Below are 25232 nucleotides of genomic sequence, written 5' to 3' on the forward strand. Positions count from 1 at the left end.
CGACTGGCCGGCCGATGCCGTCCTGCCAGAGGCATCTCTGGCCGCGTTGCGCGGGCCGGCACTGCGCCGCCTGCTGGCGCTGCGGGAGGAGGGCGCCCTGACGACGGGGCAGGTTCGGACGGTCGCGCAGTGCCTGGAGGTGACGGAGCGCACGGTGTGGCGGTGGCTGGCCGCCGCCGGACGGGATCCGGCCGCGGCCCGTGAACCCGGCTCCCGTGCCCAGAGCAGCACCCGGTTCACCATCACGCCAGAGGTCCGCCACCTGCTGGCCCTCTGGAAAGGCAATGTCGCCGCGGTGCACCGCGAGCTCGCCGCCAGGGCCGCCCGACAGCAGCCTCCCGCCGCACCCCCGTCGCTGCCGACCCTGCACCGGGCGATCCAGCGGGACCTGAGCGCGGGGGAGCGGGCGGGGCTGACGGCGGGGGAGCGCGCGGCCCGCAAGCACGATGTGTTCCTGACCCGGCCTCGCGGGCACCGCAATCAGGTGTGGGAAGCGGACCACGTGCAGGCCCCCGTTCTCGTGCTCGTGGACGGACAGGAGCGCAGGCCATGGATCACCTGGTTCGTCGACTGCGCGACGGACGCGATCGCGGGCGTGGCGGTCACCCCGGGCTATCCCTCCCGTGAGTCGGTCCTCGTGGCCCTGCGTTCGGCGGTGCTGCGCACCAGCCCTTACGGGCCGGTGGGTGGCCTGCCGGAGAAGGTGCGGATCGACCGAGGCAAGGACTTCCTCTCCCGTACGGTGACGGCGGCGTTCGGCGCCCTGGCCGTCACCGTCGAGCCCCTGCCCGCCTACACGCCCCACCTGAAGGGCACGGTGGAGGGGCTGAACCGCTCGGTGGAACGGATGCACCTGGCCGCGCTGCCCGGCTACGCCCACCAGCCCCGCCCGGGACGCCGACCGCAGCCGGTCGACCGAAGCGCTCTGCTGTCGTTCGAGGAGTTCACCGCGGGCCTGCTCACCTGGGTGACCTGGTGGAACACCGAACACCGCCCGGCCCCGCTGCGCGGCAGGACCCCGCTTGAGGCGTGGCAGGAGGACCCCACACCGATACGGGACATCCCGCCAGCCGATCTGTGGTCCTTTACCCTCGAGGACGATCGGGCCGGGTCCCGCCTGGTCACCACCCGCGGGGTGAAGTTCAAGGGCCGCTTCTACGTCTCCCCGTGGATGACCGGCCGCGCCGGAACCAGGGTGAGCGTGCGGTACATGCCCCACCACCGGCACGAGATCGAACTCTTCGACCCCACTACCGGCCGCCACCTGACCACCGCCCACCTCGCCGACGAAGCCACCCGCGAGCAGATCGCGGCAGTGCGCCGCGCCCGCGCCGCCCGTACCCGCCGCCTTGCTAAGGACCTCGAGAACGCCCAGCGCGCCCGCAACGAGCGTCATGGCGCCACCACCGAGCCCTCGGCGCCCCGACCGATCGACCCGCTGACCGCCGCCGAGGCCGGCCGCGAACTGGCCGCCTCCACCCACACCGACCTGACTGCCCTCGCCCGACCCGACCTCATCCCACCCACCGCCCCACCCGCGCACTGGAACACCCCGCCCGGCCTACTCACCGCCAGCCCCGCCGCCGACCCGACCGGAAAGAAGACCCCGTGACCGGACTCCTGCCACCCCAGGCCAGCGACCAGTACCTGCGCCTGCCCGGCGCCCAGGTCGTCACCACCCGCGCCCTGCTCGCCGCCCGCGACAACCTCGCCGACACCATCAACGCCCGCGCAATGATGTGCGTCCACGGCGGCGCCGGCTTCGGCAAAACCCTGGCCGTCAACACCTGCCTGCGCGACCTCGACCCCGCCCAGGACGTCCGCCGCATCACCTTCCGCGTACGCCCCACCCCACGCGCCGCCCGCCACGAACTCTTCGCCGCTCTCGACCTGCCCGGAACCCCGCCCCGCGGCCCCAGCGAGTTCGACGCCCTGCTGCGCCAAGCCCTCGCCCTCACCCCCGAACCCTCGTCGTCGACGAGGCCCAGTGGCTCAGCGGCGAGACCTTCGAGTACTTCCGCTACCTGTGGGACGACCCCTACACCCAGCTCGCCATCATCTTCGTCGGCGGCGAGGGCTGCCACCAGGTGCTGCGCCGCGAACCGATGCTCTCCTCCCGCATCTTCATCTGGCAGCACTTCACCCGCCTCACGCCCGAGGAAGTCCAGGCCGTCATCCCGCTGTTCCACCCGGTGTGGGCCGACGCCGACCCGGCCGCCATCGCCTCCGCCGACCAGCACGCCGCGCACGGCAACTTCCGAGCCTGGGCCCAGCTGACCGCGCACGTGCGCCTCGGCCTGGAGCGCACCGGCCGGGAGCGGGTGGACAGCGAGGTGCTCGGCTGGGCCTTCAGTCGGCTGTGAGCCACCACCCGCCTCCCGTGCGCGGCGCCGCCGGCCCAAGAAGCCCCGCGGGTGTCAGCACGCCGGAAACTGTGGACGAGCCTGCGTGCGAGCGATGCCTGCCACCGACCGGACCAGTCGCGATGACGGCGCGCGACCTGCCCATCGACCTGCTGGTGGACCCTGCCCTGGTCCTGCCGGCGTCGAAGCGGCGCGCTCTGCCACCGGTGACGGTGGTCCTGGACCGCGGCGACGACGCCCGCTTCACCGCCGCGGCCCTCGCCGCCTCCCGACCCCGGGCCGGATGCATCACCATCCACCCCACCGTGGGCACGGCTCGAACCGATGTCCTTCTCCACGACCACCTCACCGCCCTCGGCAGGTCGGTGGTCAACCTGAGGACGCAGGGTCTGGCGCAGGAGGCAGCGGCAGAGCGTGCAGTACGTGCATGGATGTGGGCCGAGGGCATCCGTCACGTGATCGTTCTGCGCTCGCACCTACCCCGCCTCCGCCTGCACTACCTGCTGGACCTGCACGCCGCCACCGGCGCCGCCCTCACCGTCGTCTGGCATGCCCCAGCCCTAGGGCGAGACCTGGAGCGCCTGCTCAACAGCGTTAACCACCGTGTCGTCGACACCCTCCACGCCGCTCGCGAGGCATTCCACACACCCTTCGTCCGCGCATGCCGTTGCCCGGGCAGGCCGCCCCGCGCCCGGATCCTGATCCCGGGCTGGGACACGCCCGTCGCAGCCCTGCCCCCGGCCGTGGTCCTGGAGAGGATCCGCCGTCACATCCCCCACCCGCTCTACGCCGCGGCACTCACCGCGGCCTGGACCACCGGCGCCTCGCCACATCTTCTGCGCGGCGCACGCCTGCAGGACCTCACCCCCGCGGCGACGCACTGGCGCTGCCGATGGCAGCCTCGCCCGGCCCGGGACCCGTCAGCCGCCACGGGACGCGGGAGACCTTCCGTATCCCGGCCCGGCTGCGCCCCCACCTGTTGGCCGCAGCGCACTACCGCCACCTGGAGGACGCCGGGCCCGGCGCGCGGCTGTTCGCCGGGATTCGCGCGGACCGCCTGAGCGCCATGGCCACCACCTGCGGACTTCGCGTTCGTGCCTGACCAGTCGGATGGACGTACCCGAACAACGTGGACAGCGTGCCGTCGAGGCCGAACGGATCCTGGCCCAGATCGAGGAGCTGCAGCCGGAGGGACAACGGCGGGTGGTGAATCAGCACGTCGTCTCCCGGGTCCTGCTCAAGCGCTTCGCGGCAAACGACCGGGTCATCTCCTTCGACCTCCACCACCCCGCGAACCGGCACAGACCCGGATCGACCAAGACGTGCGGCACGGTGCCGGACTTCGTGCCCTTTGCCTCCGCCTCATTGGAGGAGGTCTGGAGCCGGGTCGAGAACCTGCTGCCGACCGCCGCCGACGCGGTGGAGCGCGGCGACATCTTCGAGCACGAGGAGCACATCCTCACGCTGAAGGACTTCATCGCCCTGCACCGGGCCCGCTCCCTGCACTACCTCGCGATGCACTACCGCGCCGCCGCGGCAGCCTACGAGCGGGCGTGGGATGCCCTGGCCGCCATACCCACCGACCGGCTGCGCGCCACCTACCGGCAGCACACCGGCCTGTACGTCGCAGCCAAGGGGGCCCGGGAGGCCATCGGCGCCCGGCTCATGCAGCCGTTCACCGACAACCTCCGGAGCGGGGCCGACCTGAGAGTCAGCATCGAGAGGATGTTCGGCGAGCTCAGGACGGCGATCCGGGAGACCTGCCTGGAGATCGTCACCCCAAAGAGCGGCGAGTTCCTCATCGGCGACATCCCGGCCCTGCCCGTCCGCCGGGAGGGAACCGTGCTCTCCTGCGTCACGGCCCTGGAGGACTCCGCCGCCATCGTCCTGCCGTTCGGCCGCAAGCACCTCCTCGTCGGCAGGGCACCGAGCAACGACATGGCCGCGATCCCCGCCGACATGGTGGACTGCCTCAACACGCTGCAGGTCGAGGCGGCCTACAGCCGCGTCTACCTGCACCCCGGCAGCGGCCTGGAGCACTTCGTGCGCGCGCACCTCGCCGCCGGCGGCCGGGCGGACCGGACACCGCTGGAGCCCCCGCGACGCGACGCAGGCACCACACCGTAGACCCCCGCACCCGGGGCAGCCACGGCCGCCCGCCTGCTGCGCCCCGGCTCCCGGCCGGGCCGGGCAGGGCGGTCTTCCGCCGGCGGGCGGGTCTGTCGCTCCCGTCCGGGAGACTGGGCGGATGAACGAGCAGCCCAACTGGCGGTCTGCCGCCGAGCGGACGCAGACCCGGATCGAGACGCTCCGCGCGGACGGACGTGCGCCGGTGGTGAACCAGCACGTCGTCTCCCGGGTGCTGCTCAAACGCTTCGCGGCGCACGCCGGCAGCGCGGGGCACCAGGTCTACTCGTTCGACCTGGACCGCCCCACGAACCGGCACAGGACCAGGAGCATCAAGACCTGCGGCACGGTGCCGGACTTCGTGCCGTTTGCCTCCGCCTCGCTGGAGGAGGTCTGGAGCCGGGTCGAGAACCTGCTGCCGGCCGCCGCCGACGCGGTGGAACGCGGCGACATCTTCGAGCACGAGGAGTACGTCCTCGTACTGAAGGACTTCATCGCCCTGCACTGGGCCCGCTCCCTGCACTACCGCGCTCTCCACGACCAGATCTTCGCCGCGCTCTACGAGCGTCAGCGCACCAAGCTGCTCACCGTCCACGCCGACCTGCTGCGCGCCGACTACCTGAAGCACAGCGGCGAACACGTCGCCGACCCCCAGACCCTGGCGATGTGGGCGGAGGACCTCATGCGGACCGTCCGCGACGACGAGCTGAGCGGGTACAACCTGCGGATCGGCATCGAGGAGATGTTCCACAAGACCAGGGCGGCGATCCGCGAGAGCTGCCTGGAGATCCTGATCCCCGCCAGCGGCCAGTTCCTCATCGGCGACACACCGGCCCTGACCGTCCGCCGGGACGGGAGCACCCTCACCTACTGCATGGCCCTGGGCGACTCGAATGCCATCGTCCTGCCGCTCGGCCCCCATCACCTCCTCGTTGGCAGGTCACCGCACGACGTCCTGGCGCCGATCCCCACCACCATGGTGAACGAACTCAACGGCCTGCAGATCGAAGCCGCCCGTAGCCGCGTCTACCTGCACCCCGGCAGCGGCCTGGAGCGCTTCGTGCTCGCCCACCTCGCCGCCGGCGGCCGAGCGGGCCGGACACCGGTGCCGCCCCCGCGGCGCCCCGCAGCGGACACCCCGGCGGCCCGGCCCTCCGACCCCGCGCCGTAGACCGCCGCACCCGGACCGGTGTCCTCGGCCGGTGCACCGTCGTTGGACCCGGCAGCGCCCCGCCACCCCTCACAGGGGCCGACATCCGGCTGCGCCCCGCGGCCGCGCAGTCCGGCCCGCCGCACCCCGGCGCCCGGACGACCGCGGCCGCGCAGCCGAATCCTCGGGGGCGGCCGGCCGCGGAGACCGGCCGCCCCCGTTGCCTGGCCGGCACGCGCCCGAACCAGCCAGGTGGCGGTGACTGGCCCGGCCACCGGCGGGGACCAACTGCCCAACGGCTCGGCGGTGCTGCGTCCTTGTCCGGACCGGGTGCTGACGGCGCGTGGGGCGGACATGCGAGTGGCTCCCGGGCAGGCAATGGCAAGAAGCCCGGGAGCCATGTTGATCTTCTCATCCCCGCGCCGGGCCGGGGGACAGGGCCGGCCTTGCAGGGCGCATTCGAGTCGCCCGGATGTTCGCCGCCTCACCGCGACCTGCCGGAATGGGTTTCCGCCTGCGAGGGCCCGCGCAAAGCCACGACGTGGCTGCGCGGGGCCCCGCCTCGATCGGTCCGCGCGTGGCCCGGGCGAACCCGGCCCCACCGCGTCGGCCCTGCTGATCCGTCAGGCAAGAAGACGCCACAAGCGTGCCGGAGCCTGCTTGAGCCACAGTTCCAGGCCCGGCTGCCGCCGGGTGCGTCATCGGGCAATACTCCACGGTGCGTGGTCGGACCGGAAGCGCCCGGCTCGTCGAGAAGGCGCCGTTTGGCTGCGCCGGTGCGGCGGTGTGAGTGTCAGGCGGCGGTGAGCAGGTCGCGGACCGCGTTGCTGACTTCGGGCAGGTCGCCCGGCAGGGCCCACTGGTGGGCGTCGTGCTCGGTGAGGACCACGGGTTCGGTGGTCGCGACGGTGACGGCGAAATTGAACTGGCGGGTGGTGGTTCCGCGGCTGTTCGTGTAGTCGAAGTGGCCGATGTAGTCGGTGACCTGGTCGATGGTCAGGCCGGTTTCTTCGAGGGTTTCCCGGTGCAGGGCGTCCAGGATGCTCTCGCCGTTTTCGACCGTTCCGGAGGGGATCTCCCACAGGCCTCCCATGTAGTCGTCGGGGTTGCGGCGTACGAGCAGTACGTGGCCGTGGTGGCTGATCACGGCGGCGGCGACGAAGCCGGTGATGCCGGTGGCCGCGGCGTCGGCCGCGAGGTCGGCGGAGGAGGGGAGGGTCACAGCAGCTCCTTGTGATGGTCGCTGATCTTGATGGCCGCGGCGATGTACTGCGCGGCCAGTTCCAGATCCTGCTCACGATGCCAGACGGGGAGCTTGACGGTGTGCGCGTGGGAGTGTTCGGCGACGGGGAAGTCTCCGTGCTGGTAGCGGCGCTGGGAGTGCGGGTGGCCGGGGAAGAGCATGCCGGGGTCCTGGTAGAGGGGGAGCTGGTTGAGGGGGCAGGTGGAGCCGGGCCGGTCGAACTCGGTGGCGCCCTCGGCGAGGAGTGCCTGGTGGAAGCGCTCGATCGGGAGGCCGCCGAGCTCGTCGGGCGTGTAGGTGAGCGTCAACGCGTACCAGGACGGGAGCACTCCTTCGGGTGGGGTGGTGACCTTCAGGCCGGGTACCTGGGCCAGCCGGTCGGTGAGGTGGTGGGCGATCTCCGTCCGCCCGGCGAGGTAGCCGTCGAGGCGGGCGAGCTGGTCGTGGGCGATGGCGGCGGCGAGCGGGTGGATGCGGAGTTTGAGGCCGGCCCCGGTGACCGCGTACCGCGCGAGCGGGTGGTCTTCCGGGATCTCGGTCCTGGCACGCTTGTTGTAGTGCGCGAAGGTGAGGACCCGGTGGTAGGTGTCCTCGTCGTCCGTGAGGACGAAGCCGCCCTCGCCGCCCGACAGCGGCTTGGGGCCGTTGAGGGAGAACGCCGAGGCGAGGCCGAACGTGCCGACCTTCTGCCCGGCGATGCTCGCGCCGTGGGCGTGGGAGCCGTCCTCCAGCACCGCCAGGTCGTGGGCGTTCGCGACGGCCACGAGCCCGGCCATGTCGGCGGGCTTGCCCCACAGATGGGTGACCATGACCGCCCGGGTCCGGGGCGTGATCAGCTCCTCGACACGGGCGGGGTCGATGTTGCCGTCCGGCCCGGTTTCGCACAGCACCGGGACGGCGCGGAGATGGAAGAGAGGAGGCGGTGGCGTGGAAGGTCCAGGCCGGCACGATCACCTCATCGCCGGGCCTGATCCGGGCAGCCCAGTAGGCGGCGTGCAGGGCGGCGGTGCCGGAGCTGGTGGTGATCGCGTGCCGGACGCCGAAGTAGTCCTGCAGGCCTTCCTCCAGTTCGGCGACGATGCCGGACCGGCCGGGTAGGGAGATCGCCTCGTCGAGCTGGGCGGTGACCTTGGCGCGGGTGGTGTCGTCGATCGGTGGCCAGGTGAAGTGGGGGCCCGTGGCGGTGACGGCGGGCTTGCCGCCGAGGAGGGCGAGCGTGCTGGTCACAGCATTTCCTTCGGGTCGATGTAGCGCCCCGCATCCTTGGAGCGGTAGCAGGAGGCGATGAACGCGGCGTGCGCGAGGTGCTGGTCGGGGCCGGATGTGTTGGGCCTGTCGCCGTCCAGGACCCGGCAGAAGTGGTCGATCTGCGCGGTCGCTGCGGAGGCGGGCGCGTGCGGGCGGGTCAGTTCCTCGACGACCGTGCCGTCCAGGTCGAGACGCTGGACCCGGCCTTTGGACAGCAGTACCGAGCCGCGGGTGCCGACCACGTGCAGGTGCTCGCTCTTCGGCGCCATCCACCGCGACAGCAGGAGCGACCCGTACAGGTCGGTGTCGTAGCCGAGCTGGATGACGGCGGTGTCCTCGGCGTCGTAGCCGCCGCCTGGTACCGCGGTGGTGGAGAATTCGGCGATGACCCGGCTGGGCAGGCCGAAGTACCAGAGCAGCAGGTCAATGAGGTGGTAGCCCATGTCGATGATGCAGCCACCGCCGGCCTGCCGGACGTCCCCGCGCCATCCGGCGCCGGGGTCGTCGGTGTGGAAGGTGTACTGGCCGTCGATCAGGAACGGGGTGCCGATCTGGTCCAGTAGGCCGGCGACGCTGGTGTAGATCGGGTTGAACCGCCGCTGGAGCGTCACCATCAGCTCCACCTCGCCGGCCCGGCAGACCTGGGCCAGCTCCCGGGCCTCCTCCACGGACGTGGCGAACGGCTTCTCCTTGAGGACGTGGACGCCCCGGGCGGCGCACTCCCGGACGACGTCCCGGCCGGCATGGTGCGGGACGGCGACGATCACGAAGTCCGGCGCCGCCGTGTCCAGCAGTTCACCGGCGTGGATGAACCCGGGGACCTGCAACAGCTCCTGCTGCTGCCGCAACGTGTTCGGGTTGCTGTCGCAGATTGCGACGAGGTCGGCCCGGCTGGAGGCGAGCAGGCCGGGCAGATGGTCCTCGAGCGCCTGGTGGCCGAGGCCGATGACTGCAGCGCGTCGTTTCATGCGTGGACTCCTTCCGCTTCGTGAGTGAACTTGTCGGTGCACGACGAGTAGAGCCCAACGGGTAGTCCCCATCCAGGCGTTGTCTGTAGTCCCGGGGTGGTCCCGCCCGTGCGCGCAGTAGGCTCGCAGCCACTGTCGATGATGGGATCGGCCCGTGGACGACCAGATCAGGCACCCGCTTGCGTACGCCCGCGCGCTCCGCGGCTGGTCCCAGAGCGACCTTGCGGCCCGAATCCACCGTGCGGCCCGGAACCGGCCTGAAGGCCTTCGATCCGGCACCGACAAGGCCGCCGTCAGTAAATGGGAGACCTGGCGCAAGACGCCCAGCGCCGAATCACGGCTCCTCATCGCCGAAGCCTTCGAGGTCCCCCTCGGCGACCTGGAAGCCGTCGACTGGCCTCACTGGCTGCCCGGCCAGGAACAGCCGGTGCCCCTTGGACCGGCGTTCACCGTTCACGCACTTCGAGACGCACAGAGGGCCGCAATGGACCATCGCCGCCGCACCTTCATGACCTTCAGCGCCCTCGCACTGGCCGGCCTCTCAACCCAATGGGCCACCCTCGAACCCGATCCACCCGCCACCTCCTGGAACGGCGCGCGAGTCGATGCCGAATTGGTCGACTGGCTGGAGGACACCACCACCCAGCTGACCAACCTTCCGACCGAACAGCGCCAGCACACCGCCAAGCTGATGGACGCCCACCTGGAAACGGTCACCGACCTCCTCGAGCACGGCCGCTACACCGAACCCCTCGGCCGACGACTCCACCTGCTCGCCGCCACCCTGGCCAGCACCTGCGGCTGGCACCGCTTCGACCAAGGCCACCACTACGCCGCCGGCAAGCTCTGGAACGCAGCCCTCACCAACGCACACGCCGCCCGGGACCGCGATCTCGGCGCCGGCATTCTCTCCGACTTCGCCTACCAGTCCATCTGGCTCACCCGACCCGACGCCGCGGTCGAGCCGCTCAGCCAGGCCCTCATCCACACCCGCCACCCCACCGCCCGGTCCCTGCTCCACCTCCGCCGGGCCCGCGCCCACGCCGCACTCGGAGAATCCTCCGACTGCCACCGCGACCTGGCCGCCGCCGAGACCGCCCTGCTGACCGACAGCCCCGACCCGGCCCCCGAATGGTGCCGATGGATGAGCACGGCCGACCTGGCCGTCGACTCGGGCCAATGCATGCTCGACCTCGGACGCACCGACCAGGCACACACCCGCATCGACGAAGGCCTGAGCCTGCTGCCCCGATCACGCGACAAGACCCGCGGCATCTTCCTGACCTACGAAGCCCGGAGCCTGCTGCGAGCCCGCGAAGTCGAACAGGCCCTCACGGTCACGAACCAGTCCCTCGACCTGGCAACCCGGATCGGCGCCGCGCGGTGCATCACCCTGGCCCGCGAACTCGTCCCGGAGTTCAGGCCCTACCGGCAGGTCGACGGAGTCGCCGACCTCATGGACCGCCTCAGAGCGAGCTGACCGACACAAGCGCGGTGCGGCGGGCCGGGCCGAAGACGTGGTCGAAGGCGAGGGCGCGGTCGGCGGGGACGAGGAGGTAGGGCGCGCCGGAGCCGGCGGTGGTCCGAGGCCCGCCTATGCCCGTGCCGAGGGCGTCGCTGGGGGTGAGGATGTCGAGGTCGTCGAAGACGTAGTACAGGGGCAGCCGGGTCCAGGCGACGAGCTGGAGGTGGGCGGTGACGGCGGCGTTCTCGATGGCGTGCCGACTGCTGGTCCGGCTGGTCATCCGGCTCTTGCAGTCGATCAAGACGACCTGCCCGTCCCGGGCAGCTATGAGGTCGGGGGTCCAGCGAAGGAAGCTGTCGGTGCTGCGGAGGGCCACGCGGACGGGCTCACCCATGACTCCCTGGCCCCAGGGGCTGACATCCCAGCCGCGGTGGTTGAGTTCCTCGGTGACGCGTCGCTCGTGGGCGTCACCGATCGCCTTCCTGGCGTGAAAGCTCGGCATGCTGGAAGTGTGGCGCGTCCTCGCCCTGACGAAACGACAGCCGCCTTTGGCGCGCTCGGGTTCAGCCAGGTCTCATCGCTGTCCGCGGAGGTCCGTGGTTGTCCGTGGTTGTCCGCGTGGGTCCCAGGCTGTCCCACCATGTCTCATCGTCGGCGGCCTGAACATGACCGGATCCAGCCCCCGTGGACGAGGCGGCGCCTGAGATCCGGATCGCTGCTCCTGCGCTGGCGGTGGCAGGAGACCGCGGAGACGATCTTGCCACCATGCCACAGTCACCCGTGGAACCGGTGTGCTCAGCGACATCGTCCACGGAACCGGTCCACTGCACGACCGCTGCGCCGGTGGTCCTGGTGCGGCCGGTGACGACGAACCGGGGGATGCTCTGGGTCGGTGGCGGCGTTGTAGCTGGCAGTGAGCTTGGTCCAGGGTTGGAGTTGAAGGGCGCGGCGGAGTTGCCGGTGTCGTCGTCGTAGGCGGCGCCAGCCGGGTCGGCAGGCTCAGCGTCAGTAGACCGCCCTCCCCGAAGGGTTGGTGTTCCGCGTTTCTTACGGACTGCCGGTGGCTGCCTCACTTGGAGCCAGGCCACGGATCTGTGAGGTCAGTGGTCCGGTCAGGTCGGCGTGGGTGAGGAGGGTCAGGTTGGCGCTGGGCGCGGTGAGGGGTGAGTCGATGGCGGTGAAGTGGAGACGAGGATCTGCTTTGAGGAGGGCGGGGATCGCCGATCCGGGGCTGCCGACGGTGATGATGAGAGTGCAGTGCTGGGCGGCAAGGCCGGCGAGGTAGGAGGCCGCCTGTCCGGGCTTGGTGTCGGGGATGGTCAGTTGCTGGAGATTGATGTTCTGGCCGTTCGCGGCGGTGCGCATCGTGGATCAGGCGCTCGCGGCGGTCTTGCAGAACCCTCTAAGGGACGAAAATCCAGGCGATTCTTGTCTCAGGGGCGGCCTTGGATGGCGAGAATATGGCGACCCTGACCCAAATAATGGCGGGCGAGCAACCGGTATTGAAGCTTGCCTTGACACGGAGTGGATAGAAACCCATCCCGGATCCAGCACGCAAAAGGATATAAATCCACCAGGAACCGACTGGGCGAAGGACTTCGCCAGATACCTGGGCCTTCTTCCGAGTGCGGATATCAATAAATGCCATCTTCTCGCTGATACGCTCTCGGGCGAAGGAGGCCGAACCGATAATCTGGTTCCGTGCTCTCGGGCCACCAATTTTCCCAAGAGATTGGGAGACCCGGGTCGCATGGAGGACAACATGCGTAAATTCGAGGGCGAGACGAGAGCGGCTGTGGATGCCGGCAGCATCGTGCACTACAGGGTGGTCCCGGTCTATGCTGGCCCTAGGACTGTTCCATACGCGATCGAAATGTACGCCTACGGAACTGACCGGAACGGCATCCCGAACTTTGCCCTGAGCGAGACGGTCGCTAATACCATCTATAGTCCGCGAGTGGGTTCCGTGAACATGGGCCTATGGACGGATTCGCGGACTGGCAGTGTCGTGCCGACGAACTAGAAACTGGGGTAGATGTGCATATCGACCGGCTCCTCGAGATTATGGACCCGCAGGCGGGCGCGGGTGATCGATTTGACTGGGATGAGGTTGGCAGGGCTCTAGGATTTGGCCTGCCAGACGATTACATCGAATTCATGAATGCATATGGGGCGGGTGGCATAGAGGATTACCTGGATATCTTTTCCCCGATTTCACTGGGTGACCTCGGGGGTCCGTATACCTGCATCCTCTCCGAACTTGGCACGGCTGCCAGCGTCTATATGGAAGAGGCTGGTAGTCGAGCCGGAGGAGGTGGCAATCTTGAGCTTATTCAATGGGGAGGTGATTTTGATGGAAATATGTATTGCTGGATATTGATGGAAGCCGGAGATCCATGGCCTGTCGCTGTATTTAATCGGTCGGCAGTGCGATGGGAATTTTACTCCTGCGGCATGCTGGATTTCCTTGTGGGTGGAATTTCGGGATCTCTCATCGGGGCTCGACAGGTTCTTGGCCCGATTTGGGATAACCCCGCGCCGAGATTTTTCAACTGGAAGGAAGATCTGCGGCTGCGGGCGTCCGGTGTCAACCCGTGGACAGGCGGCGAGTCATATACATTCTGAACTTCTCTGACTGGGCGTTTCGTCCCTGACCTTGGTGGTCAGGTTCCGCGCCACGTTGGGGTGGTTTCGCCGGTGAGTCGGCGGGTCATGAGGTGAGGCTGATCATCGCGACGTGGACCATGGCTTCGGAGCGGGCCGGGTGCTCCGTCCCGGGTGCTTTGAAAGATCTTGTCAATTGATCATGTGTTGACCATTGGGCTTGCAGAATCTGGGACTTTAGAGCTTGGCTACCTGAACTGCGGTTTTGCTGCCGTGATTGACTTTTCATGGCTTGTGGCCTGTGACTTTGCAGAATCTGGGACCGCTGTTCAGTTGAGTCGGGACAATCGCTGTATGGAGGATGGGGTCGCCTCAGCGCTGTTGATCTTGGTTCGGTGGGACGATCACCTGGCCCCTTCTCGTGTCGGCTGTTGGTGTGCCTGTCCTCGGGCTGCCGCTGGTTCGGCTGACTCGGCTCGGGTGCTCGCAGAGGGCTGGTTCAGTCCATGGTGAACGGGGCACCGTCGAGGGTTGTGATCTTCGGGTTGGTCCCCAGGCATGTCAGAAGCAGCACCTGTGGGCTGCTGACGCCCTGCGCTGTGTCGCCTTGGAGTTGCTTGTCGATGGCGTCGACGGTCGCCTGTTTCCAGGTGTCCTTGGGGGTGGCAAGGACGAGGTGCGTCGCGCCGAGTGTGCGGCATCCGTTCAGGAGCTTGTTGAGCTCGGTGAGGGTAGCTTTCGCGGTTGCGGCGAGGCAGTCGTTCTTCTTGGACTCGCCCAGGAAGAGTCCCTCGACGGTTGCTGCGGCGAAGTCGAACTCTACGACGGCTTTGCCGTTTTGGACCAGTTCGAACTCCTCGGTGACAAGGCAGGCGCCGGCCCATGCCTTCGAGCGGAGGAACTGGGTGGCGAGCAGGTCGTAGTTGCCGTCATTGGCGATCAACTCGGTGATCGCCGGGTGGAGTTCGTAGAACCAGGTGGGCTCGTTGCGGATCGGCTTCCACCGTGGTTGCTCCAGCGTGTTGCTGCTGCCGCAGCGTCGGCAGGTGTACTGCTGCGCTACTTCGGCGATGGGGTAGAACTCGACCCGTGGGCAATCGTGGCAGCCGAGCACCAGTCCGCGGCGCAGGAGCCCGCAGGTGCTCCACGCGTCGATCTGCGCCCGTAGCTCGGCCTGGGCCCAGTTGCCGGAGGCGGCGGCGATGGCCTCCCACGTCAGGAACGCCCCGGACTTGAGCTCCCAGGCACTGTCTGCCGGAAGGGCCGAGCGGTCGTGACCGGGTAGCCAGTGCGACAGCAGCGCCCACGGCGCTGGTGCGGCCAGGGCTTCGACGGCAGTTCGGGATCCGAGTAGACGCTTCGCGACGCGGGCGCGTTTCCCGGCGGGGCTGGGGCGGATCTCGTCGGGCTCGGCGGTGAGGCGCAGAATCCGCTCAAGCGAGGGCCACACGAGTCTGGGGCCGGCGAGGGAGCCGGCGAGCGACGCACCGGCGGGGACGAAGTCGACCCGGTTGGAGGCGTAAGTGATCCCGCCGTCCGCGGCTCGCACGAATGTCTCCCGCTCGTCGCCGGCTGCGACCAAGCTGGGGCCGGACAAGTCGGAAAGGGGCGGGACAGGGTGGCTGGTAGAGATCATCCCCACCTGCCAGCGGTGCCGTGCCGCGTCGAGCGGGGCGGGGACCTGGACGGGCATCCGCACGGCCGAGACCAGGGATCCGTCCGAGGTCTCCTCCACCGGGAGGGACAGCGGCATGTCCCAGGCGTTGAGCAGCGCGACCTGGTCGCGGCCGGTCGGTCGGAGCTGTCCGGGGAAACGATCGTGACCGGCATGGTGTCGGCGCCGTGCACCCGGATGCCACGGGTGATCCAGCGGTCGGTCAGATGAGCGTGGATTTCCTCTTCCGACAGGGAGGCGCTGACCACGGTGATGGGCTCTGGGCGCCGGGAGAGGGGCAGATGATGCCAGGCCAGCGCGCTCCCAGGGAGCCAGCGAGTAGCTCCGTAAACCTGGCGGGCGAGTTGGGCCAGCGCGAAGTCCTCGGGCCGATCGCCGAGCACGACGAGATCGCTTGACCGGTCCGCGTTGTAGCCGCGGTGGATTCGGGCGCACAGCGCGGCGGCTGCATCGAAAGGGCTTGCTGGGTCGTCGGAGTTCCACGGGGTTCTGGCGACCTGCGTGAGCCAGTCCGCTTCGGACTTGGGGGCCTGCGCCTCGTCGCCGGCCGCCGCGAGGAGGACACCGAGCCGTGCTGCGGCGGACAGGGCAGCAGGCGTGCGGATCTGCCCGATCGGCACGCCGCCGGTCGGCTGCGGGGTAACGTCCCTGAGGGCGGTGAAGCCGCTCTTGCCGGGATCGTCAGCAAGGTGGAACAACCAAGGCTGGGAACGGTCGAAGCTGTTGACGCCGTGTGCCGCCCGCAGTCGCTCTGCGGCCGCCTGCAGGGCCGCTCCATCGGCGTGACCGTCCCAGGTATCGGCAGCCAGCAGCTCCTTGTTGAAGGAAAAGCTCTGCTCATCCAGGTCGAGTCCCCTCAACTCCCGCTCCAGGATGCCTGGATGAATCAGGTCAGCCGTCGTCCACGTGAGCTGGTATTCCAGGATGTGATCGGGCTGGTATCGGGCGAGGAAGGGCGCGAGGGCCGCATGGCTCGCGGCGCTGACCGGGACGACGGCGCTCGCACAGCCTCCCCAGACCTTCCCGACCGCGCCCAGCGCGGCCGCTGACATCGCCACCCAGTCCTCGCCCTCGGGAGCGAGGACCAGCAGCCTGGGAGGACGGACGAAGGACTGCAGCGACAGGTAGGAGAAGGTCACCAGCTGATCCTGCCAGCTACGGGGAACTGGCGTGCCGAAGGCAGGCACGTCCAGCCGGCCCAGCGCATTGGAAAGCTGTGCTACGAGTCCGACTGTTCCGCGTCGTCCAGCCTCGCCTGGGCTTGCGGGTCGCCGTCGGCTTCGTCAGTGGCCGGTTCGGCCAGGGCTGGCAGGCAGTCGTATGTCGGGTCGTTGTAGCCGGTGAGGATGGTCTCCAGGAGTTTGCGGTCGATGGCTTCGGTCTGCTGGAGGATGCTGGTCTGCGCGGCTTGGCACAGCAGTTGGTTCAGGGCGTGCATGGAGCCGTCGGTACGTGCGTGCAGGTAGGCGGCCAGCTGCACCAGGGTGCCGGGCTGGTGTTTGTACAGGCGCAGGTTCTTTTCGGCGTCGTCGAGCACGTTGCACCACTGGTCGGGTTCGGCGGCGGTGTAGGGGACGGGCCTGACCCACAGCGTCGGGATGCCCAGCGGCGCCGGCCGGTCGGCGCCCGCTGCGGGCGCCTTGCTGCGGTGGTCGCCGAGGGCGTGGTGCAGGATCCCCTGCGCGCCGATGCCGCAGAACAGGAAAGTGATCCTCGGCAGGGCGTCCTGGAGTCGAAACAGGTAGTCGAACGCGGTCTGCCGCTCGTTGTCCTTGATGTACTCGATGCCGTCGACGATGACCAGGCGCGTGCCGGCGCGTTCCATGACGCGGGTGATGGGACCGGTCATGTCGACGGAGCGGTGGTTCATCGTCTCGGGCGAGCGGGAGTGCTCCAGGCCGAAGTACTCCGCGAACGGCAGGGACCAGTGCAGGGCGTCGCTGCGGTCGTGCGGCACGTGGATGTACACCACCGGGTGCCGGTCTGCGTCCGCGGGGAAGTGGTGGTCGACCAGGCCCTGGAAGGCGAATCCGATCCTGGCGGCGAGTAGCGACTTGCCGGCAAGTCGCGGTCCGTCGACGGCGAAGTTCGGGCTGCGGCCGGGGAGTCGTACAGGTTCTTCACCAGCATGGTCCGGGCGAGGTGCACTCCTCGGGCGAAGTCGTCGGTCTCCAAGGGCAGCAGAGTGCCGTGGTAGGCCAGGCGCGGGTCGGTCAGCCGCACCTTCGTGCCCAGGGGCGCGCTGTCTTGAAGGCCCGGCGGGGTGACGGTGCGTCGAGCCCGGGCGAGGAAGCCCTCCTTGGTCGCCAGCGGCCCGGGATCGGCCAGGTGCAAGGGGTGCGTGGCGGCCTTGGCCGCGGGCACCGGGCGGGCGCGGACATGGTCGTTCATGTGATCTCCTCGTCGCCGGACGGGTCCGGGCTGTCGCTGTCATCGGGGGCCGGGGCGAGGCTGCGCAGGAACAGGTCGGTGGCGCGACCGGAGAGCGTGCGCGAACGCCACCGCCGCGGATCGGGCGCCTTCGCCGGCCCCGGCAGGGCCGCGTCGGTGTCCGTGCCCGAGGGCGGGCTGTCAACGCTGTTCGCGCCCGGCGGCGCGGGCGAAGCGGTCGGGGACGGTTCGGGGCCGGCCAGGGCCGCGCCGGCGAACAGCAAGTGGGCCGGGACGTTCAGCGACCTGGCGGGGCGCACCCGGGCCGGGTCGGGCGCCGGGATGCCCGCGTACCGGCCAACGGCAGGCGCGCGCACGGCGAGGCCGGGACCGGTGTACGGGGCCGCGGGGCGGCGCCAGCGTGTACGCCCGCGGCCGCGTCGCGTCGGCGTGGCCGGCTCGTCGGCGGGGCCCTGCCTGGCGCGCCGACGCAGCTCGGACACCTCCAGCGCGATGTCGCGCTCCCACTGCCGGTCCTCCTCGCTGCCGCCGGCCTCGAGCCGCAGGCGTTCGGCGGTCTCCCACAAGAACAGCGACCAGTCGTCCCCGATGAGGTCCTGGTGGACGAACTCCGCCTCCACCCAAGGGTCTTCGCCGCGCTGCTCCTTGCGCTGGTCGAACAGCCACACGTAGCGCGGGCTGTAGGGGTCGTGGCGGATGGGCCACTTCATGCCCTTCCCGCGTACCCCGGACGGCTCCTTGTTGTACTCCTGCAGGGCCCGGCTGTCGTAGGTGCGGTTGCCGATCCGCACACCTTTGTCGGTGACCTGCCGCCACTCGCACAGCAGCAGCTTGCGGTTCTGCGACTCCGACAGGGGCAGCGGCACGTAGCCCTCGCAGGCCACCAGCGCCGCGTACATCTGGTTCGGGGTCAGCACGACCCCGGGCAGGTGCGGGTCGCGCAGGCCCTCGTGGCGGTGCTGCTGCCAGCCCAGCGCGATCCACTCGTTCAGAAGGTCCTGCAACTCGTTGAGGCGCCACATGACGCCCTCGGTCACGAACTTCCCGCGCCGGGACAGGTCACGCGCGGTGTACCCGGCGACGTACTGGCAGAACAGCTTCTTGATCGCGCTGAACGTCGACTCGATGACGGCCTTGTCGTCGGCGGTGCGGTCGCGCGCTGAGCGCACCGAGATCTTCAGCGAGGTACACACGTCGGTGAAGTGCTCACTCTGGTAGATGCTGCCCTGGTCGACGACCACCATCTTCGGGCGGATCACCGGACGCGCCGCGGCGCCGGCCATCCGCGGGTCGCACGCCACCAGGTCCGCGTACGGCAGGTGGCGGGCCTTCTCGGCCGCTGCGGACGGCGACCAGCCGGGCCGTCCGGGCATCGGCGCGAGCGCCTGGGCGAGCATCAGCGTCGCATCGAAATAGGTGGTCGCCCGCCCGCCGAGGCGTTTGCCCTTGTAACCGCGGCCCGGAGCACGGGGCACGATCATCGCCGCGATGATGCTGCGCGAGGCCACGTCGATCGCTGCGGTCAGCTCGACCTGGACCGGGTAGCCGTGGTCGCCGACAGCCAGGATGTCCAGCCCGGTGGAGTCGATCTGCACCACCTCGCCCAGCATCGCCGCCCGGGTCGGCGACCAGGGCGGCTCGGGCGAGCTGGCCCGCTCCTCGCGGCGGCGCACCGGCCCGCGCAGCGTCTCCACCCGCACGCCCAGGTCCTTCAGCAGCCGGTAGAACCCGGTCCGCGACAGGCTCAGGCCCTCCTTCGGAAACTCAGCGCGCAGCCGGGCTTCGACCCGCTCCCGCAGCCGGTTGGCCCACCCCGAGGACTCCTCCGTCCCGGCGCGGAGTTCCTCCAGCAGCAACTGGACGATCCGCTCGTCGGTGTCGCCGTACAGGGACCCGGCGACGATCTTCACGAGCCCGGCGACGCCCCGCTCCTCGTAGTCCTGGGCGCGGCGCCGCAGTGTTGCGACTGACACCTTCGCCCAGCCCAGGTCCTTGAGTTCGCGGGACTTGGCGTCCAGTCGGCTCCACCGCGACGTCTCTTCCGGGTCGTACTGCGGGCGCGGCCGGGTGCCCGAGGGCGCGCCAGGCGGCAGTCCGTGAACGACCTCGTGCAGGTGCCACTCCCAGGTGCGCATTCGCTCGCGCTCCAGGGGGTCGAGCACGTCCACGATGCTCACGTCCGGGATCCGCGGGCCGGGCCGCTCCCGGCCCTGCGCCTCCACCAGCGCGAAGTCGGCGGCGCAGGTCACTGCGGATACCAGCGCGACGGCGTCCTCGCCGTTCTCGTCCAAGGCGTGCAGGTGCACCCGGGGGCCTTGGAGGGCGGCGACCTCGTACAGGCCGCCCAGCCAGCGCACTGTCACTCCCGGCGTCAGGTCCACGCGACGTCGGTCCCACGTGGCGTGGACGGACGTCGCCCGTGCCTCCACGGTTGCCAAATCGAGCGTCACGACGCCTCCTACCGGTGGGCTGTGTCGGCGGTCCACGCCGCGGAGACGGGGATCAGGGGCCGTGCCTGGTCGAAGAGGAGGTCGCCGCGCCACAGCAGGTGCCAGGCGTGGGCGAGGGCGGTGTCGGGCAGGCCGGCTTCGGCTACTCCGCGGACCAGCGGGCGGGGTTGGCGGAAGGTGTCCAGCAGGGCCGGACGGGTCGCTGTGTCGAACAGTTCGGGGAACCGGAAGTTGGCCACCACCTTCAGCCATGCCAGCCGCACCCCGATGGGGACGTCCAGGTCCGTCAGTGTCCACCCGGCGGCCTGCGCCGCCATCTCCAGCGCCTGGCGTTCGCGCGCGCCGTCCGGCTCCGCGCGGCCCGGGTGCACGATCGCCAGCCGCCGCCCGTCAGCGGTGCGGGCGAAGAACGCCGGGCTGACCGTTCCATGGGCGCTGCCGTCCTCCCAGGCGATCTCGGTCGCGGGGGCCGAGAAGCAGGTGATGGCGGCGTCGTAGTCCAGCAGCATGGCCGCGTGCATCAGCCGCTCACTGCCGCACACCACCATGCCGCCTGTGGTCGCCGACCAGTACCGGGTCAAGATCGACGGTCGGCCGTTGTAGGCGTGTGGTTCACGCAATGGCTCGCACCGTTCCAGCGGCACCGCCCGCACCTGGTCTGGGCCACTCTCACGCATCCGCCCGTCCCCGTCGCGGTAACGCACCCGCACCTGCACAAGGATCACCTCTCCCGTGCCGCATCCACTCGTCCCTGACCTGCTTTCTGCGGATAAATAAGGGGCGCCTCGTCCCATGGGAGCCGCCCCCGCTCCTGGCGGACCACGGCCGTCACAGGAAGGGCCGGTCGAACGGGCTGGCCACCGGGCCGGAGGGCAGGCAGCTGAGTTGGTGCACCGAATCCAGCGGCGCGATCCGTGTGTGCGGCGTGACCAGCACGGCCCGCCCCAACTCACCCCCGCGCCTTGGCGCCGGGCCAGGCACCGGCTTGTGGCACTCCATCCACCGCCTCAGCACTCCCCGGTGCCTGGGCCCCAACTCCTGTGAGCTGCGCGTGAACCAGTCCTCGTAGGAGTCCGCCGTCAGCTCCCGGCCGAGTCGGCGGCGCTCGGCCCGCGCCAGGACGCGGGCGATGCGCACGGTGTGCGGGTAGGACAACAAGGACGCGGTCCGCGCCTCCCCGAGCCGGTCGGCCATCGACTGGAGTCTGTCCGGTGCGCTCGATTCGGCTCTGCTCATCGTGTGCGCGTCGGCGAACAGTGCGCGTGCGGTGCGGCCCAGGCACCGCACCATGGCCACCCGCTGGTGTTCCGTCGCCAGGATCTGCGGCCAGTCGGCCACGTCGATCCAAGGGGTCTGCGGATCACGGGAGTTGTCCGACCACCGTGCGTGCCGGGCGCACAGGTGCCAGGGGTCCGCCACCATCATCCAGGCCGGCTCACCGATGCCGCGGCGGGCCGCGCACAACGCGCAGGCCCGCACGAGATAGCCGTCCCGCACCGCCCACGGGAACGACCAGGCGGGAGTTCCGTCACCGTCGTCGAGCAGGTACGCCGCGTCCAGGCTCGCGAGTGCCCGCCGCATCACCTCCAGCGGACGGCCCGCCAGGGCGGCCAGGCGCTCGGCGGCAGGACGGTTGAGGTAGAGCTCGGTCAGGTGTGGCGCGACGGCCCTCGTGCTGCCATGCCCGACCTCGTCCAGCAACTGCTGGACCTCGAGCCCGTTGCGGCCGGCCAGGCGGGTCACGTAGGAGCCGGTCGACTCGCCTGCCATGAACCGGACGTGCAACGGCAGCTCACGCGCCCGTACCCGATTCAAAGCCGCTACCGAATCCATGACCCTCCCTCGCCTCTGCGGCCATGGCTATCACGCCGAGCGGCACGAGGAGCAGGAACAGGGAAAAGAATCCGGCAAAGCGCACCAATTCTTGACAGTGATCTGCCGAATATGAGAAGGGTCGCCCGGGCGGCCGAATAGGAGGAGCGTTTCCTCGCTCCGAAGGGGCCGCCGCAGAAGGCGGCTGAAGTGGTTGGCCTCCGTACTGCGGGGGCCGGGACACGTCACCTTCGGCTGCCTGGCGGGGTGGCTCCTGTCCTGCCTGCTGAAACCCGGCTGATGGTACTGGCTCGGTGAGCCGCGAGGTGGCTCCCCGGCGCCCGCGGCTCAGCCGATTCACGCGGAACGGCGGCATCAAGGCGAACCGAACGAATCAGAATGACATTTAGGGTCCTGAAGGCGCCACCCTGGCAGTCAAATCGACGAGAATTTCGAAGCCTGCTTGACAAGGAACGCCGGAAAGCCGATCGAATTGGTGTCCGGAGCGGGGCACGAGCCATGCAGGCACGGCGATCGCCCCGCCGATCCAGCTGCCGGTCGCCGAGGACGCCCACGTGCCCCACAAGCCCATCCGACTACGTCCGCATCAACAACGCGCCGTCGGCGCCATCACCGCAGGCCTCCAGCGCCACTCAAGAGTGACCGTGGTCGCGGCCTGCGGCACCGGCAAGACCGTCATCGCCCGGGCCAGCGCCGACACCTACACCCCCCACGGCAACATCCTCGTGCTCGCCCCCAGCCAGGATCTGGTGGCGCAGACAGCACGCGAGTGGGACCGCGGCCGCCCGGACGAGAAGCACATCGCGGTCTGCGCCTTGCCCCCGTCCGGCCGAGGCGCCCTGTGCATCCCGTTCACCACCAGCCCGGCCGAACCCGCCCGCCGTGTCGCCGACCACAGCGGCCCGACCATCGTCTTCTCCACCTACCAGTCCCTGCCTGCGATCGTCGAGGCTCACCGCCGCCACGGCTTGCCGGAGTGGGCCCTCGCCGTCGCTGACGAGGCCCATCACACCACCGGCAGTCTCGACAAGAGCTGGGGTGACATCCACGATGATGCCCAGATCCCCGCGCAGCGCCGCCTCTACATGACGGCGACGCCACGCCGCTGGAGCCACCCGAAGTCCAGAAAACCCGGCGCGTACAAGCAACCACTGGCATCGATGGACAATCCCGCACTGTTCGGACCCGTCGTCTTCCGCCTCGAACTGGCCGAAGCCATCGCCCAGGGCATCCTCGCCGACTACCGCGTCGTCGTCCCCGTGATCAGCGCGGAGGACCTGCACGACATCCTCACCACGGCCGAGACCACCCCTCACCTGGACGGACTGCGCCTGGCAGCCATGCAAGTGGGACTGCTGCGCGCCATACAGGACTACCGCCTCAGCCGTGTCCTGACGTTCCACCGCCTGATTGCGGCCGCTCGCACCTTCGCCCGGACCCTGCCGCGCACCGCCACGGCTTTCACCCAGGGCGGCCAGCCGATGCAACTGTGGGCTGCCGCTGTCGACAGCCGCCAGCCCCGCTCCGAGCGCAACACCAAGCTCTGGCGTTTCGCGGGAAGTTCCTGGCAGAGCCGCACCGCCCTCCTGCCCGGACAGTCCCACACGCACATTCTCAGCAGCGTCAGATGCCTGGGCGAAGGCGTCGACATGCCCGAAGCCGACGCGGTGCTGTTCGCCGACCCCAAACGCAGCGTCGTCGACATCATCCAGACCCTCGGCCGCGCCCTGCGCCAGCCGCCAGGCAGCGGCAAGATCGCCACACTGATCATCCCCGTGTACATCCGCCCGGGACAAACCACCCGTGAGGCCATGGAGTCCTCCGACTTCCGCGACCTGTGGGCCATCCTGGACGGGCTGCGCACCGCTGACAGCAAGTTCTACACCCGCCTGCGCCGCGGCTCTGGCCGCCGCTCCGAGGACCCGGTCCTGACCGAGCCCGAGCGCCCCGACGAGATCGCCGACGTACTCTCCCTGCGAGCCCACCAGTTCCAGGGCGACGGCTGGAACAGCGGCTACGAGGCCGCCATGCGCTTCTACGAGGAGCACGGCCATCTCGAAGTCCCCACCGACCACCGGGACTCCGCCGGCGTCCACCTCGGCTCCTGGATCGGCGAACAGCGCAACCGCTATGCCGAGGGCACCCTCGACCCCGACCAGGCCTTCGCCCTGTACGCGCTGCGCATCTCCTGGCCCCACCCACCTGGCAGCTTCGAACACAACCTCGCCCTGGCCCGCGACTTCGCCACCGCCCACCACACCCTCGCAGTCCACGCCGGTACCCCCGACGTGGACGCCGGCCTGGCCCGGTGGCTCGACCAGATGCGAGCCATGACCCGCGAGGACGAGCTGCCCCCGAACGCATCGAGGCGCTGAACTCCACCGACCCTTGCTGGAATCCGGCCTGGAGCATCGACTGGCAGTACAACTGCGCCCGGCTGCGGCGCTGCCTCGCCACCGGCGACTGGCGGCTCACGTACCAGGTCGCTGCCGAGACGAACCTCTCACTGGGGGCGTGGCTGGACCACCAGATCGAGCAGAACCACATCCTGGAGCCGGGGCAGCTCGCCCAACTGGCTCTCCTGGCACGCCAGTACCCGGACCTTCACCCCCATGCCCTGCTGCTGTTTCGGCAGACCACCGGCCCGGCGATGAGCTTCGCGCGCGGACTGAGCGCCGCGCGCAGGTTCCTCCGACGCGAAGGCCACCTTCAGGTTCCCGACGGACATGTCGAGGTCGTCGGTACCGACCACGTCAGACTGGACATTTGGATCGACCAGCGCCGGTACGACGCCGCCCAGCTCACCTCCCAACAGGCCGCAGCGCTCGACGCGCTCGGCCTGCCAGTTGTGCCTCGGTTCCTGGAACCGGAGCTCCCCGAAGTCGCCTGACGGTGTGATGTTTGTGCGCGTCTTTGGATAGGGCCTGGCCCACCGCCTGACAAGTGGCTGCCCTCGCAGTCGAGCATGTGACAGCTCATCGGCAGAGCTGGGTGAAGGCTGCCGAACCAGTGCTATGTTGTCGCCACGGGGGAGCGGCAGACCGCCCGGACCGTCGGTCGCAGGTGATCAGCGGAACCACAGGAGCGCGCCGCTCGGGCAAGCACGATCAGTAGTGGGCAACGTGGCGCAAGCTGGTTCGCATTCGGCCGCAGGCCAGATGACCGGATACCTCTACCAGTGCGAACTGGCTCTGCTGGAACTCGCGCGCCGTAGCTGGGAAGACGCGTCCTGCGCCGTCCGGATGGAAGTCCTCGACGACATCGAGTTCCTGGACCCTGACAGCTACACCCCGCTGGAACTGATCCAGTCCAAACACCGCGAAGCAGCCGGCCCGTTGAGCGAAGCCGGAAAGGATCTCTGGCGCTCGGTCGCCTCATGGATCGATGCCCTGGAAGCCATCGCAGCCTCCTCGAGCGCAGCGATGCCGCTGCTGCGCCTGGTCTCGACCCAGGTCGCTCCCGCCGACACCTTTCTCTCCATGCTCCGCTCCGGAGCCGACCGACACTCGTGCCGCACTGGCCCGGATGGAGAAGATCGCCGGGGACGAGAACGGCGCGGACGGCACGGCGAAAGACCGCGAACTGTTCATGGCACTGACTCCGTCGCAGCGCCACCAACTGGTCGACGCCATCACGGTCGATGACGGCGCCCCGGTGATGTCGGACCTGAACCCTAGTCTGGCCAAAGAGCTGGGGATCACACCGAGCGACCACG

The 25232-nt window shown here is 69.6% G+C and carries 20 protein-coding genes and 4 pseudogenes; 12 read left to right on the forward strand and 12 right to left on the reverse strand.

What is annotated here, in order from left to right; genetic code table 11:
- Window positions 1-61 precede the first annotated feature (61 nt).
- The 6 genes and pseudogenes from ABEB13_RS39985 to ABEB13_RS40010 all read left to right on the forward strand — a co-directional run bounded on the left by ABEB13_RS39985 (window position 62) and on the right by ABEB13_RS40010 (window position 5661).
- Window positions 62-1612, forward strand: a complete 1551-nt coding sequence (locus ABEB13_RS39985) for a Mu transposase C-terminal domain-containing protein (protein ID WP_380232069.1) — start codon at window positions 62-64, stop codon at window positions 1610-1612.
- Window positions 1613-1739: 127 nt separating this feature from the next.
- A pseudogene (locus ABEB13_RS39990) lies at window positions 1740-2033 on the forward strand (hypothetical protein); the annotation flags it as partial.
- A 54-nt stretch (window positions 2034-2087) separates the two neighbouring features.
- Window positions 2088-2363: a hypothetical protein gene (locus tag ABEB13_RS39995; RefSeq protein WP_345709482.1), complete on the forward strand. Its 276-nt coding sequence runs from the start codon at window positions 2088-2090 to the stop codon at window positions 2361-2363.
- A gap of 122 nt (window positions 2364-2485) precedes the next feature.
- A complete protein-coding gene (locus ABEB13_RS40000; RefSeq protein WP_345703694.1) occupies window positions 2486-3424 on the forward strand; it encodes a hypothetical protein in 939 nt (312 codons plus the stop codon).
- Window positions 3425-3473: 49 nt separating this feature from the next.
- Complete coding sequence (locus tag ABEB13_RS40005; RefSeq protein WP_345703693.1) at window positions 3474-4490, forward strand: DUF4238 domain-containing protein; 1017 nt, start codon at window positions 3474-3476, stop codon at window positions 4488-4490.
- Between the two features lie 121 nt (window positions 4491-4611).
- Window positions 4612-5661 carry a DUF4238 domain-containing protein gene (locus ABEB13_RS40010; RefSeq protein ID WP_345703692.1) on the forward strand — a complete coding sequence of 350 codons (1050 nt, stop codon included), beginning with the start codon at window positions 4612-4614 and terminating at the stop codon, window positions 5659-5661.
- 772 nt (window positions 5662-6433) lie between these two features.
- Here ABEB13_RS40010 and ABEB13_RS40015 read toward each other — a convergent pair.
- From ABEB13_RS40015 to ABEB13_RS40025, 4 genes and pseudogenes are all read right to left on the reverse strand, one after another.
- Complete coding sequence (locus ABEB13_RS40015) at window positions 6434-6862, reverse strand: NUDIX hydrolase (protein ID WP_345703691.1); 429 nt, start codon at window positions 6860-6862, stop codon at window positions 6434-6436.
- Window positions 6859-7782 (reverse strand): annotated as a pseudogene (locus ABEB13_RS40020) (DegT/DnrJ/EryC1/StrS family aminotransferase); the annotation flags it as partial. The pseudogene ABEB13_RS40020 and the gene ABEB13_RS40015, both read right to left, overlap by 4 nt.
- A 25-nt stretch (window positions 7783-7807) precedes the next feature.
- A pseudogene (locus tag ABEB13_RS41055) lies at window positions 7808-8110 on the reverse strand (aminotransferase class I/II-fold pyridoxal phosphate-dependent enzyme); the annotation flags it as partial.
- Window positions 8107-9099 (reverse strand): Gfo/Idh/MocA family protein, encoded by a 993-nt coding sequence (locus tag ABEB13_RS40025; protein WP_345703689.1) that lies wholly within the window; start codon window positions 9097-9099, stop codon window positions 8107-8109. The gene ABEB13_RS40025 and the pseudogene ABEB13_RS41055, both read right to left, overlap by 4 nt.
- A 154-nt stretch (window positions 9100-9253) precedes the next feature.
- Between ABEB13_RS40025 and ABEB13_RS40030 the strand changes: the two genes are divergently transcribed.
- Complete coding sequence (locus tag ABEB13_RS40030; protein ID WP_345703688.1) at window positions 9254-10579, forward strand: helix-turn-helix transcriptional regulator; 1326 nt, start codon at window positions 9254-9256, stop codon at window positions 10577-10579.
- Here the strand turns inward: ABEB13_RS40030 and ABEB13_RS40035 are convergent.
- Window positions 10566-11066 carry a hypothetical protein gene (locus ABEB13_RS40035; protein WP_345703687.1) on the reverse strand — a complete coding sequence of 167 codons (501 nt, stop codon included), beginning with the start codon at window positions 11064-11066 and terminating at the stop codon, window positions 10566-10568. The genes ABEB13_RS40030 and ABEB13_RS40035 overlap by 14 nt on opposite strands.
- A 545-nt stretch (window positions 11067-11611) precedes the next feature.
- The gene (locus ABEB13_RS40040) at window positions 11612-11929 is read right to left on the reverse strand and encodes a hypothetical protein (protein WP_345703686.1); all 318 of its coding nucleotides are present in this window, start codon (window positions 11927-11929) and stop codon (window positions 11612-11614) included.
- Here ABEB13_RS40040 and ABEB13_RS41060 point away from each other — a divergent pair.
- Together ABEB13_RS41060 and ABEB13_RS40045 are read left to right on the forward strand one after the other, a co-directional pair.
- Entirely contained in the window at window positions 11901-12587 is a 687-nt protein-coding gene (locus ABEB13_RS41060) for a DNA/RNA non-specific endonuclease (protein WP_425559942.1), read from the forward strand. The two genes, ABEB13_RS40040 and ABEB13_RS41060, sit on opposite strands and share 29 nt — an antisense overlap.
- Window positions 12545-13189, forward strand: a complete 645-nt coding sequence (locus ABEB13_RS40045; RefSeq protein WP_345703685.1) for an SMI1/KNR4 family protein — start codon at window positions 12545-12547, stop codon at window positions 13187-13189. Before ABEB13_RS41060 ends, ABEB13_RS40045 begins: the two co-directional genes overlap by 43 nt.
- A 38-nt stretch (window positions 13190-13227) precedes the next feature.
- On the opposite strand, the pseudogene ABEB13_RS40050 reads toward ABEB13_RS40045, so the two are convergent.
- The 6 genes and pseudogenes from ABEB13_RS40050 to ABEB13_RS40075 form a co-directional block, all read right to left on the reverse strand.
- Window positions 13228-13331: pseudogene (locus ABEB13_RS40050) on the reverse strand (IS5 family transposase); the annotation flags it as partial.
- A 336-nt stretch (window positions 13332-13667) separates the two neighbouring features.
- A complete protein-coding gene (locus ABEB13_RS40055) occupies window positions 13668-14921 on the reverse strand; it encodes a hypothetical protein (RefSeq protein ID WP_345709479.1) in 1254 nt (417 codons plus the stop codon).
- A 1141-nt stretch (window positions 14922-16062) separates the two neighbouring features.
- Complete coding sequence (locus ABEB13_RS40060) at window positions 16063-16815, reverse strand: hypothetical protein (protein ID WP_345703683.1); 753 nt, start codon at window positions 16813-16815, stop codon at window positions 16063-16065.
- 415 nt (window positions 16816-17230) lie between these two features.
- Window positions 17231-19615, reverse strand: a complete 2385-nt coding sequence (locus tag ABEB13_RS40065) for a Mu transposase C-terminal domain-containing protein (RefSeq protein WP_345703682.1) — start codon at window positions 19613-19615, stop codon at window positions 17231-17233.
- Between the two features lie 77 nt (window positions 19616-19692).
- Complete coding sequence (locus tag ABEB13_RS40070) at window positions 19693-20361, reverse strand: TnsA-like heteromeric transposase endonuclease subunit (protein WP_345703681.1); 669 nt, start codon at window positions 20359-20361, stop codon at window positions 19693-19695.
- A gap of 151 nt (window positions 20362-20512) precedes the next feature.
- Window positions 20513-21517 (reverse strand): TniQ family protein, encoded by a 1005-nt coding sequence (locus tag ABEB13_RS40075; protein ID WP_345703680.1) that lies wholly within the window; start codon window positions 21515-21517, stop codon window positions 20513-20515.
- 554 nt (window positions 21518-22071) lie between these two features.
- Between ABEB13_RS40075 and ABEB13_RS40080 the strand changes: the two genes are divergently transcribed.
- The 3 genes from ABEB13_RS40080 to ABEB13_RS40090 form a co-directional block, all read left to right on the forward strand.
- On the forward strand, window positions 22072-23892 hold the full coding sequence (locus ABEB13_RS40080) for a DEAD/DEAH box helicase (protein WP_345709480.1): 1821 nt from the start codon (window positions 22072-22074) through the stop codon (window positions 23890-23892).
- Entirely contained in the window at window positions 23826-24407 is a 582-nt protein-coding gene (locus tag ABEB13_RS40085; protein ID WP_345703678.1) for a helicase associated domain-containing protein, read from the forward strand. Before ABEB13_RS40080 ends, ABEB13_RS40085 begins: the two co-directional genes overlap by 67 nt.
- Before the next feature lie 635 nt (window positions 24408-25042).
- The coding region (locus ABEB13_RS40090; RefSeq protein WP_425559943.1) for a hypothetical protein at window positions 25043-25232 on the forward strand (190 nt) is incomplete at its 3' end.

The sequence above is a fragment of the Kitasatospora paranensis genome (genome assembly GCF_039544005.1).
Taxonomy (GTDB): domain Bacteria; phylum Actinomycetota; class Actinomycetes; order Streptomycetales; family Streptomycetaceae; genus Kitasatospora; species Kitasatospora paranensis.

Coding starts and splice junctions, on each gene's coding strand:
- ABEB13_RS40075 (WP_345703680.1), bottom strand. CDS start 21,517: ATGGATTCGGTAGCGGCTTTGAATCGGGTACGGGCGCGTGAGCTGCCG.
- ABEB13_RS40025 (WP_345703689.1), bottom strand. CDS start 9,099: ATGAAACGACGCGCTGCAGTCATCGGCCTCGGCCACCAGGCGCTCGAG.
- ABEB13_RS40010 (WP_345703692.1), top strand. CDS start 4,612: ATGAACGAGCAGCCCAACTGGCGGTCTGCCGCCGAGCGGACGCAGACC.
- ABEB13_RS40035 (WP_345703687.1), bottom strand. CDS start 11,066: ATGCCGAGCTTTCACGCCAGGAAGGCGATCGGTGACGCCCACGAGCGA.
- ABEB13_RS40005 (WP_345703693.1), top strand. CDS start 3,474: ATGGACGTACCCGAACAACGTGGACAGCGTGCCGTCGAGGCCGAACGG.
- ABEB13_RS40000 (WP_345703694.1), top strand. CDS start 2,486: ATGACGGCGCGCGACCTGCCCATCGACCTGCTGGTGGACCCTGCCCTG.
- ABEB13_RS40045 (WP_345703685.1), top strand. CDS start 12,545: ATGGACGGATTCGCGGACTGGCAGTGTCGTGCCGACGAACTAGAAACT.
- ABEB13_RS40055 (WP_345709479.1), bottom strand. CDS start 14,921: ATGCCGCTGTCCCTCCCGGTGGAGGAGACCTCGGACGGATCCCTGGTC.
- ABEB13_RS40040 (WP_345703686.1), bottom strand. CDS start 11,929: ATGCGCACCGCCGCGAACGGCCAGAACATCAATCTCCAGCAACTGACC.
- ABEB13_RS41060 (WP_425559942.1), top strand. CDS start 11,901: ATGTTCTGGCCGTTCGCGGCGGTGCGCATCGTGGATCAGGCGCTCGCG.
- ABEB13_RS40070 (WP_345703681.1), bottom strand. CDS start 20,361: ATGCGTGAGAGTGGCCCAGACCAGGTGCGGGCGGTGCCGCTGGAACGG.